Source organism: Mycobacterium sp. TH-M25 (assembly GCF_057473665.1).
In genome coordinates, this window is sequence record NZ_JBYCLA010000016.1 from 1 (window position 1) to 11,103 (window position 11,103).

The 11,103-nt window shown below is 66.6% G+C and carries 9 protein-coding genes and 1 pseudogene; 4 read left to right on the top strand and 6 right to left on the bottom strand.

Annotated features, from left to right (window positions below; translation table 11 throughout):
* Positions 1 to 1,113 (bottom strand): site-2 protease family protein (locus tag AC2VOU_RS00555; protein WP_486955598.1); only part of this gene is annotated, 1,113 nt, incomplete at its 3' end.
* Positions 1,114 to 1,443: 330 nt separating this feature from the next.
* Between AC2VOU_RS00555 and AC2VOU_RS00560 the strand changes: the two genes are divergently transcribed.
* The 3 genes from AC2VOU_RS00560 to AC2VOU_RS00570 all read left to right on the top strand — a co-directional run bounded on the left by AC2VOU_RS00560 (position 1,444) and on the right by AC2VOU_RS00570 (position 5,025).
* Positions 1,444 to 1,875: an Hsp20/alpha crystallin family protein gene (locus tag AC2VOU_RS00560; RefSeq protein ID WP_486955599.1), complete on the top strand. Its 432-nt coding sequence runs from the start codon at positions 1,444 to 1,446 to the stop codon at positions 1,873 to 1,875.
* A 111-nt stretch (positions 1,876 to 1,986) separates the two neighbouring features.
* Complete coding sequence (locus tag AC2VOU_RS00565; RefSeq protein ID WP_486955600.1) at positions 1,987 to 4,023, top strand: erythromycin esterase family protein; 2,037 nt, start codon at positions 1,987 to 1,989, stop codon at positions 4,021 to 4,023.
* An 18-nt stretch (positions 4,024 to 4,041) separates the two neighbouring features.
* Positions 4,042 to 5,025: a 1-phosphofructokinase family hexose kinase gene (locus AC2VOU_RS00570; RefSeq protein ID WP_486955605.1), complete on the top strand. Its 984-nt coding sequence runs from the start codon at positions 4,042 to 4,044 to the stop codon at positions 5,023 to 5,025.
* Between the two features lie 28 nt (positions 5,026 to 5,053).
* Here the strand turns inward: AC2VOU_RS00570 and AC2VOU_RS00575 are convergent.
* The 4 genes and pseudogenes from AC2VOU_RS00575 to AC2VOU_RS00590 all read right to left on the bottom strand — a co-directional run.
* Positions 5,054 to 5,416: pseudogene (locus tag AC2VOU_RS00575) on the bottom strand (3-oxoacyl-ACP synthase); the annotation flags it as partial.
* Between the two features lie 10 nt (positions 5,417 to 5,426).
* The gene (locus AC2VOU_RS00580) at positions 5,427 to 6,314 is read right to left on the bottom strand and encodes a universal stress protein (RefSeq protein WP_486955601.1); all 888 of its coding nucleotides are present in this window, start codon (positions 6,312 to 6,314) and stop codon (positions 5,427 to 5,429) included.
* A 55-nt stretch (positions 6,315 to 6,369) separates the two neighbouring features.
* On the bottom strand, positions 6,370 to 6,933 hold the full coding sequence (locus AC2VOU_RS00585) for an Rv1733c family protein (RefSeq protein ID WP_486940837.1): 564 nt from the start codon (positions 6,931 to 6,933) through the stop codon (positions 6,370 to 6,372).
* Between the two features lie 214 nt (positions 6,934 to 7,147).
* A complete protein-coding gene (locus tag AC2VOU_RS00590; protein WP_486955602.1) occupies positions 7,148 to 8,134 on the bottom strand; it encodes an Acg family FMN-binding oxidoreductase in 987 nt (328 codons plus the stop codon).
* Between the two features lie 357 nt (positions 8,135 to 8,491).
* Here AC2VOU_RS00590 and AC2VOU_RS00595 point away from each other — a divergent pair, with 357 nt between their 5' ends.
* Positions 8,492 to 9,913: an acyl-CoA synthetase gene (locus AC2VOU_RS00595; protein WP_486955603.1), complete on the top strand. Its 1,422-nt coding sequence runs from the start codon at positions 8,492 to 8,494 to the stop codon at positions 9,911 to 9,913.
* A 205-nt stretch (positions 9,914 to 10,118) separates the two neighbouring features.
* Here AC2VOU_RS00595 and dapD read toward each other — a convergent pair whose 3' ends face one another.
* Positions 10,119 to 11,072 carry a 2,3,4,5-tetrahydropyridine-2,6-dicarboxylate N-succinyltransferase gene (dapD, locus tag AC2VOU_RS00600; RefSeq protein ID WP_486955604.1) on the bottom strand — a complete coding sequence of 318 codons (954 nt, stop codon included), beginning with the start codon at positions 11,070 to 11,072 and terminating at the stop codon, positions 10,119 to 10,121.
* Positions 11,073 to 11,103 lie beyond the last annotated feature (31 nt).

The following is an 11,103-nucleotide window of genomic DNA, read 5'->3' on the forward strand; positions in this document are numbered from 1 at the left end:
GGACAGCCGACGCACCTCAATCAGGCGACTCAGATCGGCTGCGGTGACGATGCCCACGAGGCGGCCGGCTTCGACGACGAGGGCACGCTGCGCGTGATTCGATCCCAGCCGCTCAAGCAGGGTGGTGACCGGCTCGTCGGGCGTTGCGATGTTGACGTCGTTGAGTGAAACCGCGATGTCACCCACCGTGGTGGTGACGCGCTGGTCGGGCGGCACCCGACGCAATTGAGTCAGGGATACCAGTCCGACGATCGACCCGTCGTGATCCTTGACCGGGTACGCCGAATGCCGGTCGCCCAGCAGATAACGCTCGATGAAATCCTGCACGTTGATCCAGGCGGGAGCGGTGTGCGGGTCGGGCGTCATCGTCTCGGCGACCCGCACATCGGCCAGCGCGTCGCGGGTCAGCACCTGCGTCTGGTCGACATGGGCGGCCGACAAGATGAACCAGCCTATGAAGGCTAGCCACACGCCGGCGACCAGGGCGCCGGCCAGAAACTCGAACAGCCCGAACGCGATCAGCACGAACGCGACGTAGCGGCCGGCCCGCGCGGCACTCAGCGCGGCTCGGGTGGCATCGCCGTGACGGCGCCAGAGCCACGCACGCAGAACTTGGCCGCCGTCCAACGGGGCGCCGGGCAGCAGATTGAAAATGCCCAGCAACGCGTTGATCCCTGCCAGCCACCACGCCACCCCGACCGCGATGTGCGCCACACCGAGTGCCCTCAATTCCCAACCTGCAGAACCGAATAACGCTCCCAGCAGCAAACTGGTGGCCGGGCCGGCCACGGCGATCCGGAACGCGGTCTGCGGTGTGGTGGCCTCGCTGCCCAGCCGGGTGACACCGCCCAGCAGCCACAGCGTCACGTCAACGACCTTCACCCCGGCGCGGCGGGCCACAATGGCGTGTGCCAGCTCGTGAGCCAGCAGCGAGGCGAGCAGAACCGTGGCGCCGCACAGACCGGCCAGCCAGTAGGCGCGGGTCGAGTAGCCCGGGGCGGTGAGGGGCAGGCTCGAAGCCAGGCTCCAGGTGAACAGCCACAGGATCACCAGCACGCTCCAGTTGACTTTCACCGTGAAGCCCGCGATGCGGGCCAACGGGATATTCGTCATGCTCAACCTCCACAAGTCAACGGAAAACAGCGCCTCTGGCAGTGCGTAAAGCCGCGCGCCGATCATCGGTCCGGGGGCGGCCTGGAGGCGAGGGGATCTGCCCGGTCCCGGTCGTTCGCGGTCGCGGCCGCAACCCGGGCGGATCCACTCCTACGATCGCAAAAACGGACAGCGCCGCTCTAGGGCCGAAAGCCACCTTTTGGGCGGACAAGCCGGGCCGACGCCGACGAATGACCCCGTGATGATAGGACTTCGGTCCCTACTGCGGCTTCGCGCTAAGTGGTCGAATCCTGTTACCAAAGCAGAAAATCACCCAGCAGGAGAGCAGAGATGAGCACCCTTCCAGTCAAGCGTCACCAGCATTCGATCTTTCCCGACATCTCCGACCTATTCGCCGCGTTCCCGTCGTTCACCGGACTCCGGCCGACGTTGGACACCCGGTTGATGCGTCTCGAGGACGAAATCAAAGACGGCCACTATGAGGTGCGGGCGGAGATCCCCGGTGTCGACCCGGCCAAGGACATCGACATCACGCTGCGCGACGGCCAATTGACGGTCAAGGCCGAGCGCAGCGAGCACAAAGAGTTCAACGGTCGCTCCGAATTCTCCTACGGGTCGTTCGTCCGCCCCCTGTCGCAGCCGCCCCGGGCCGACGAAGACGACGTCAAGGCCCGCTACGACAAGGGCATCCTGACCGTCTCGATCGCCATTAACGACTCCAAGCCGGTCGAAAAGCACGTGCCGATCGCATCCACCAAGTGACCAGTTTGAGGGGCGGGACCGCAGCGGCACCCCATTCCGGCTGCGGTACCGCCCGCCCCCAACGCGTGCCCGGCTCAGCGTTGCTCGCGACCTGAATGAGAAGAGACCTCGATGAGCAGAGCGATTGTCCTGGGCAAGGACACGCCAGATCGGTTGTTCCGCAACCGCCGTGAGGCCGGCCGGGTGTTGGCCGGTCTGCTGCAGGCGTACCGGGACAAGCCAGACGTGGTGGTCCTGGGCCTGGCGCGCGGCGGGGTACCGGTGGCCTGGGAGGTCGCCGGCGCGCTCCATGCGCCGCTCGACGCGTTCATCGTGCGCAAGCTCGGCGTGCCGGGCCACGAGGAATTCGCCGCCGGCGCGCTCGCCAGCGGCGGCCGCATCGTGCTGAACGACGATGTGGTCCGGGGCCTGCAGATCACGCCGCAACAATTGCGCGATATCGCCGAGCGGGAGGGGCGCGAGCTGGCCAGGCGCGAGGCCGCCTACCGCGATGGGCGTCCGCCGCTCGTCGTGACCGGTAAGACCGTCATCCTCGTCGACGACGGATTGGCCACGGGTGCAAGTATGTTCGCCGCGGTGCAAGCGCTGCGGGACGCGCAGCCGGCGCGCATCGTGATCGCGGTGCCATCGGCGCCGGAATCGACTTGTCGCGAATTCGCGGGCCTGGTCGACGATATGGTTTGCGCATCGATGCCGACTCCGTTCTTCGCCGTCGGCGCCGCGTACTGGGATTTCAATCAGGTCAGTGATCAGGAGGTCCAGACCCTGCTTGCCACCCCGACCACCGCGCGCGCTGCCGCGCCGGTCGCCGAGACGGCCGCCGACATCGTTCGGCGCTTCGCCGTCGATGCACCCGGCGGTGTGCCGCCCCGAGAGGTGTTGTCGGAGTTGGTCGGTGACGCACGGGTGGTTCTTATCGGTGAAAGTTCGCACGGCACTCACGAGTTTTATCAAGCTCGCGCCGAGATAACGAAGTGGCTGATCCAGGAGAAGGGATTCTGTGCGGTGGCCGCCGAGGCGGATTGGCCCGACGCTTACCGGGTCAATCGGTACGTACGCGGGATGGGTGACGACTACACTGCCGAGCAGGCGTTACGCGGCTTCGAGAGATTCCCGTCGTGGATGTGGCGTAACACGGATGTTCGCGATTTCGCCGACTGGTTGCGGACCGAGAATCGGCGCTGTGAAGACCAAGGCCGCCGTCAAACCGGCTTCTACGGACTGGATCTCTACAGCCTGCATCGATCGATGCAGGAGGTGGTGGGCTACCTCGAGACGATCGACCCACGGGCCGCGGCCCGCGCGCGATCCCGATACTCGTGCTTCGATCACGTCTCCTCCGCCGATGACGGCCAGGCCTACGGCATGCGTGCCGCTTTCGGCGCCGGCTTGTCGTGCGAAAAGGAAGCCATCGAACAATTGGTCGAGATTCAGCGAAACGCGTTGGCCTACGCGCGTCGTGACGGATTACTCGCCGAGGACGAGTTGTTCTACGCCGAGCAGAATGCTCAGGTTGTGCGGGACGCCGAGCGCTATTACCGGGCGATGTTCGGTGCGCGGGTGACCTCCTGGAACCTGCGCGACCAGCACATGGCCCAGACGCTGCACGCGTTGCTGGAGCATCTGGACCGCCACCACGATCCATCGCCCGCACGAATCGTCGTGTGGGCGCACAACTCTCATGTCGGTGACGCACGAGCGACCGAGGTGTCCGCCGACGGTCAGCTGACCCTGGGCCAACTGGCCCGGCAACATTACCGCGATCAAGCCCGGTTGATCGGGTTCAGCACCTACTCCGGCACCGTGACCGCCGCCGCCGAATGGGGCGGCGTGGCCGAACGGAAGATTGTCCGGCCCGCATTGGCGGGAAGCGTCGAGGAGTTGTTCCACCAGACCGGTAACCCGGCGTTCTTCATCTCCTCGGACGCCGGCGCGGACCAGGCGTTGGATGTGGTCCGGCTGGGCCGAGCGATCGGCGTCATCTATCTGCCGGCGACCGAGCGGCAAAGTCACTACTTTCACGTGCGGCCGGCCGATCAGTTCGACGCGATGATCCACATCGAGACCACCCAGGCGCTTCAGCCGCTGGAAGTGACCAGCCAGTGGGTGGCGGGCGAGACTCCCGAAACCTATCCGACGGGCCTGTAGGCGGGGTTGCATCAGGTGATTACCTGCGACACAAGTTCCAACGGTGACCGGCCCACCATCGTGACGCTGACGATGAATCCGGCCCTCGACATCACGACCGGAGTCCACCAGGTCCGTCCCACCGAAAAGCTCCGCTGTCATGGCGCGCGGCATGACCCGGGTGGCGGCGGCATCAACGTTGCGCGGATCGCCCACATACTCGGGGCGAAGGTCGCGGCGGTGTTCCCGGCCGGCGGACCGACGGGGCAGGTGGTGGTCGATCTGCTTACGGCAGAGCATGTTCCGTATCATCGCGTCGACATTGCCGGGCGGACGCGGGAGAGCTTCGCCGTCGGCGAGGCGGTCACCGGGCAGCAGTACCGGTTTGTGCTGCCGGGCCCACACTTGACATTCGCCGAACGGGCCCAGTGCGTCGATGAACTTCGCCGCGCTGCGGCCTCCGCCCGATTCGTGGTGGTCAGCGGCAGCCTGCCGCCCGGGGTGCCCAAGGACTTCTATCAGCGGATTGCCGGGGTCTGCCGCGATCTGGGAGCCCAGCTGATCCTGGACGCATCCGGTCCGGCCCTGCGGTACATCACATCCGGGGTCTACCTGATCAAGCCGAGCATTCGAGAGTTACGCGAATCCGTCGGGGGTGAACTGGCAACCGAGGCAGAGCAGGTCGCGGCCGCCCGCGAACTGATCGCCGGCGGACATGCGCAGGTCATCGTGGTGTCGGTCGGCGACCGCGGTGCGCTTCTGGTGACATCCGATCAGGCTCAACGTATCCCGGCGATCAAAGTGCGTTCCAACAGTGGAGTTGGCGCCGGTGACGCGATGGTGGCGGCCATCACGGTCGGGCTGACGCGCGGTTGGACGTTGGCCACCTCGGTGCGCTTCGGAGTGGCCGCCGGGGCCGCCATGATGATGACTCCGGGTACTGCGGTATGCCGCCGTGGCGACGTCGAGCGCTTCTTCGAACTCGTCGCCGGTCCGGCCGATCTCGCTGTCGTGGGTAGTTGACAAATGTCCGATTTCACGACGGCGGCTGATCGCCGCTGACCACCAACCCGCGGCGGATGCTGCCTTGCCGGATCCAGTTGTTGAGAACGGTTACCCCGCTGAGCATTCCAGCGCAGGCATTGGAGAGATCGAAGGTCATCGCGTTGTCCGCTCCGATGGCGTGCGCGACGGCGCTGGCCATCGACGGCTCCAACCACTGATGCATGCCGTCACGGAGTTTGGTGATGCTGCAATTGATCACGACGTCGATGGTCGCTGGATCGCAGTGTGCCCTGTCAAGGCAATCGCGCGCTGCCGACGTGGCGAGGCTCAACGAGTCTTCTTCTCCGACCGAGACACGGCGCTCGTGGATGCCGGTCAGCCGCTCCAGGTCGATTCGTGTGGTCGTCCGCTGTGCGCGGTCAGGGTTGACGCGCGACGATCACCGGCATCCGTGCCGAATGAGCCAGCGAATTGCTCACCGATCCCAACAACATGCCGGCGAATCCGCCTCTGCCGTGGCTGCCGACGACCACCAACTGCGTCATTTCCGAGTGCCGGATGAGTTGGTATGTGGGATGGTCGCATTCGACCACCCGCCGCACCGTCACGTCGGGGTAGCGTTCTTGCCAACCGGCCAGTCGTTCGGCCAGGACTTCCTCGGCGGCCGGCTTCATCGCCGGCCAGTCGATCGCGGGGTAGTCGTTGACTTCGACGTCGCTCCACACGTGCAGGGCGACCAGGTCGACATGTCGCCAGGAGGCCTCCTGAAACGCGATCGCGGTCGCTGGCTCCGACGCGGGTGAGCCGTCGATGCCGACCAGGATCGGTGCGTGCGCGGGGTCGGCCATCAGCGGGTCCTCGTCGTGAATGATCGCCACCGGGCAGTGCGCGTGGCGGATCAGGCTCGCGCTCACCGAGCCCAACACGCTGCGGGCAATCGGTCCGCGTCCCCGGGAACCGACGACAACCAGATCGGCGTCTTTGGACAGGTCGATCAGCGTCGGGACCGCCTGGGCGAACAGCATCTCCGTTTCGATCTGCTCGGGCTCGCCATCGGGAGCGGCGTCGGCGGCGAGTCGGACGGCCTCGTCGAGAACCCGCTGTCCATGCTCGACCTGCCAGCGCGAGAAACTCGTCGCCGAGGTCAGTGGCGGCTGGGTGAGCCCGATCGGGCGCACGGCGTGTACCAGCGTGAGGCGGGTATCGCGCATCGCGGCGTCCCGCGCCGCCCAGTCGACCGCGTACTTGGCCGCGGGCGAGCCGTCGACACCGACCACGATGCCCAGATTGGTTTCCGGAGTGGACATTCGAATCTCCCTGCGTGGATCCACGGGTTGCGGGCGCTGGCGCCGGCGGCGGTCACTACTGGCGGTTGGTGAAGCCGCCGTCGACGAGGCTTCGAATATCTCTGTTCCACTGGTCATCTCGTACTCGCCTTAGATGCGCGCACAATGCGCCGACCACCTCCGCGGCGGCCAGAATCGCGATCACCCAGCCAATGAACGCCGCCGCCACCGCATCGACGACGGCTCGCCCGATCGGCCGAGGAGCCGTGACGGCTCGGCCGTAATTGTCGACCCAGATCTCGAGGGCATCACCGGCCTTCGTGGCCCTGTTCCAGCCGAGCAGTTCGAGGTGATCGACGCCGTTGACCTTCCAACGAGCGTGGACCATGAAGGGGGTCGTCTCCGGCGACACCGTCGGCTGGCTGTCGTCGACAGCCCAGGCGACCACGGTATGCCGCGTTTGCGCCTGTTCGCGATACTTCTGAGCCTGCCTGTCGTGAATCACCGTTCCCATCACCCCGGCGCCGGCCGCGGCGACGACAACGAACAAGACGGCCAGGGCAACCACCGCGGTTTCGATGCGGTCGCTCAGTCGAATCAGCGGATTGCGGCTGAACAGTCGCAGGACCGGCCACGTCATCGGACGGATTACGAAGCTCTGCATGGCGACCTCACCTCAGGGTTACTGCGACGATGCACACAGCCTCGCAATTCGGGTGGCCCACGCGTAGGGCCCAACGTCTACCGGTGGAGGGCAATAGTGCCCGTCGATGACTCGCACTGGCTGGCCGCGCCTCGTGGATGGGGAGGTGGTCGTCCGCGACGCTGCCAATGTGAGTGAGCATGCTGCTAAGTCAGTCGAAGGCCCTGGTGCGCAGGACCTGCGGAAGGGGCCGTCGCGGTGTGGGCTTGGGAGTGCGTTCGGCAACCGGCACCAGACCGACTCTGACCAAAACCTGCGGTACGGCATCGTGATTCATCAGCGAACGGATCACTTCGCGGGTCGCGGGTAACTCGGTGAGGTGGGTCACCGTGCAGGTGGCAAGGCCGGCCACGGTGCAACTCAGCAGCGTCGCCGACAGCGCCTCGCCGGCGGCCAAAGCGTCAGCGCGACTGTCTCCTTCGGTGGACAACAGCATGATCGCGGCGTGATCTTCGGTAATCTCGGTACGGCGCTCGGTGCCGCTAATGACGGGAAAAACGCGTTCGATGCCGACTCGGTCGCTTTCGGAAGCCGAGACCAAGGAGCTGTGCGGGATGCCCTCGGTGTTCTCGAATGGCGCCGTCCACCAGTCTAGTTCAGCGTGATAGGCACCGTCGTATAGCCGAAGCGACTCCGCCAGCTGGGCTGCATCTTCCAGTTTTGCAACCATGCCATCGGGTACCGTCTCGACGTGGACCGATGGGTGGCCGGCGCCGCTGACCCAGATCGAGGAAATCGAACGCCAGTTGGTCGGTGCGCCGAAAGGCAATCGGTCGGTGCGACGCGTCCAGATGGCATCCGCCATCAGGCGGTCTCGCGCGGTGACAAAGCTGACTGGTTCGAAGTCGATCGTCGCCAGATACTGTGGGCGGTCCGAGTCGGGAGATCGTTCGATGACAGCCTGCCAGCCGGCGGCAGCCATCGCTGTCCGTAGGTGATCTAGCGCTGCGCCGCAGCCGATTAGCGCTTCCCGCGCCGAGTGGTCGGCATCCATGATTCGGCTCGAGTCGAGGAACAGTCGAAGCTGGCCGTCGCGGTAAACCCATTGCCAGGGCTGGCTGTTGTGTAGCGACGGGGCGCGACACGCCGAGGTCACCGCATCATCGATGACGCTGCTGTCCAGCGCGCTTGTAGGCATCAATCGACCTCCTGGTGTTCGTGGGCTCGCAAGACTTCTCCGGCACTGGCCGTGGCAACCTCGCTGTCGGGCATTCGCGACGTTGTAGCCAGCGTTGCGATCTCGACGTCCCAGACGTAGGGTCCAACGTCCACTGCTGACAGGTCCTACGGCACCAGCCCGTGTGGCGCCTCGGCGTTTGGCGTTCTCGAAGTGGGTACGGCGGCACTCGGGGCGACGGATGACTCATGTCAACATTTGATTCGGCGACTGGACCGCTGTCTGCGCCGCCACCCCGCACCGCACCGGTCGGTGCTGATTTGGCGCGTGTGCCGACCACTGACTCGCCGGCCTGAATCCGCCGGGTAGCCTGCTCACGTGCTGCTGACCTCACTGGATCCTTCCGTTGTCGCAGGTGGCCGTGATGTCGAGGACGCCGTCCGGTTCGACCTCGACCACGTCACGCTCAGCCGCAGCGACTTCGTCGGCGCCGCCAACTCGGTGGCCGAGCGAATCCGGGGTGCGGGTCGGATCGCGGTGCTGGCCACGCCCACCGCGCCGACCGCACTGGCCATCGCCGGCTGCCTGATCGCGGGGGTGCCGGTGGTCCCAGTGCCCGCCGACGTCGGCCAGGCCGAACGTCGTCACATCCTCACCGATTCCGGTGCACAGGCATGGCTGGGTGCGGCGCCCCGCGACGATGAAGCAGCCGAAGGTCTGCCGCACATTCCGGTGCGGATCGGGGCGCGGTCCTGGCATCGCCAGCCGGTGCCGTCGCCGCAGGACACCGCGTTGATCATCTACACCTCGGGCACCACCGGTCCGCCCAAAGGGGTGCAGCTCAGCGGCGCGGCGATTGCCGCGGACCTGGACGCACTGGCCGAGGCGTGGCAGTGGACCGCCGACGACACCCTGGTGCATGGGCTTCCGCTGTTTCACGTACACGGTCTGGTGCTGGGCCTGCTCGGATCGCTGCGCGTCGGGAATCGCTTTGTGCACACCGGCAAGCCGACTCCGGAGGCCTACGCGGCCGCGAACGGCACGTTGTATTTCGGCGTGCCGACGGTGTGGTCGCGGGTGGTCGCCGACCCGGCGGCCGCCGAGGCGCTGCGTTCGGCGCGGCTATTGGTGTCCGGCAGCGCCGGGCTGCCGGTGCCGGTGTTCGACCAGTTGGTCCGGCTGACCGGGCACGCACCCGTCGAACGGTACGGGGCGACCGAGTCGCTGATCACGTTGTCGACAAGGGCCGACGGTGAACGGCGGCCCGGTTGGGTCGGCCGTCCGCTGGCCGGCATCGAGTCCCGGCTGATCGACGACGACGGAAACCCGGTACCGCATGACGGGGAAACCATTGGGCGACTGCAGGTTCGGGGTCCGACGCTGTTCAACGGCTACGTGAACCGGCCGGAGGCGACCGCCGAGGCGTTCGACACCGACGGCTGGTACCGCACCGGCGACGCCGCGGTCATCGACGCTGGCGGGATGCACCGCATCGTCGGGCGCGAGTCGGTAGACCTGATCAAGTCCGGCGGCTACCGGGTCGGCGCCGGCGAGATCGAGACTGTGCTGCTTGGGCATCCGGGCGTGGCCGAGGCGGCCGTGGTCGGACTTCCCGATGACGACCTGGGCCAGCGCATCGTCGCGTTCGTGGTCGGCGATACCGAGCCGCAGGAGCTGATTGATTATGTGGCCCAACAGCTTTCGGTGCACAAACGACCGCGCGAGGTCAGAATCATGGACGAGCTGCCGCGCAATGCGATGGGCAAGGTGCTCAAGAAGCAGTTGCTGAGCCAGAACTGATACCGCGCGGTGGTGTGTGTGACAGCGGCGCCCGTTTCTCCTACCGTCGCAGCCGTGGCCCGAGGCTGTCGGATGGCCACGCTTCCGGCCGCGCCGCCCGTCATCCTGATACGACGCGTCGCCGGCCCCTGTCCGGTGAGATCGGCTGGGACGTAAGAAGACGCTGATCGCCCCACTGCGGGTGCCGCGGCAGGTGTTCGTCTGATCAGTTCGCGTGCAGGTCCTCATTCAGCGCGATCCCGCTGCCGTCGCGCGACACCACCTCAACCGCGCCGGTCACCGAGTTGCGCCGGAACAGCAGGTTGCTGCTGCCGGCTAGTTCACGCGCCTTCACCGATTTACCCTCGGGCAGAGCGACTTTCGTTCCGGCAGTGACGTAGAGGCCGGCTTCGACGACGCAGTCGTCGCCCAGCGGAATGCCGAGTCCGGAGTTCGCGCCGAGCAGGCAGCGCTTGCCGAGCGAAATCACTTCGGTGCCACCTCCGGACAGTGTGCCCATGATCGATGCACCGCCGCCGATGTCGGAGCCGTCGCCGACCACCACGCCCGCCGAGATCCGGCCCTCTACCATCGAAGCGCCCAGGGTGCCGGCGTTGAAGTTGACGAAGCCCTCGTGCATCACCGTGGTGCCGGAAGCCAGGTGCGCACCCAGCCGCACCCGGTCGGCGTCGGCGATGCGAACCCCGCTCGGCACCACATAGTCGACCATCCGCGGGAACTTGTCGATGCCGTAGACGGCGACCGGTGCGCGGCGGCGCAGTCGCGCCCGGACCGTCTCGAAACCCTCGACGGCGCAGGGTCCGTGGCTGGTCCACACCACGTTGGTCAGCACCCCGAACAGCCCGTCGGCGTTGAGCCCGTGCGGCGCGACGAGACGATGCGAGAGCAGGTGTAGTCGCAGGTAGGCGTCGTAAGCGTCGACGGCCTTGTCGTCGAGCGCGCCGATCACCGTGCGCACCACGACGGTCTCGACGGCGCGCGCCTCGTCGCGGCCGGCCAGCGCGGCCAGTTCGTCGGGCACCTGCGCCACCGACAACCGGGTGGTGCCGGTCTCGCCCGAGGAGACCAGTTCCGGTGCGGGGAACCAGGTGTCGAGAACCGATCCATCTGCGGCCAGCGTCGCCAGCCCGATACCCGAAGCTGCAGTCACGGACCTCACGCTACCCACCCACTACGCTGGCACCGTGCTG

Excerpts from the sequence above, each read along its gene's own strand:
- AC2VOU_RS00580 (WP_486955601.1), bottom strand. The coding sequence starts at position 6,314 with ATGTCCACTCCGGAAACCAATCTGGGCATCGTGGTCGGTGTCGACGGC.
- AC2VOU_RS00590 (WP_486955602.1), bottom strand. The coding sequence starts at position 8,134 with ATGCCTACAAGCGCGCTGGACAGCAGCGTCATCGATGATGCGGTGACC.
- AC2VOU_RS00565 (WP_486955600.1), top strand. The coding sequence starts at position 1,987 with ATGAGCAGAGCGATTGTCCTGGGCAAGGACACGCCAGATCGGTTGTTC.
- AC2VOU_RS00560 (WP_486955599.1), top strand. The coding sequence starts at position 1,444 with ATGAGCACCCTTCCAGTCAAGCGTCACCAGCATTCGATCTTTCCCGAC.
- AC2VOU_RS00585 (WP_486940837.1), bottom strand. The coding sequence starts at position 6,933 with ATGACGTGGCCGGTCCTGCGACTGTTCAGCCGCAATCCGCTGATTCGA.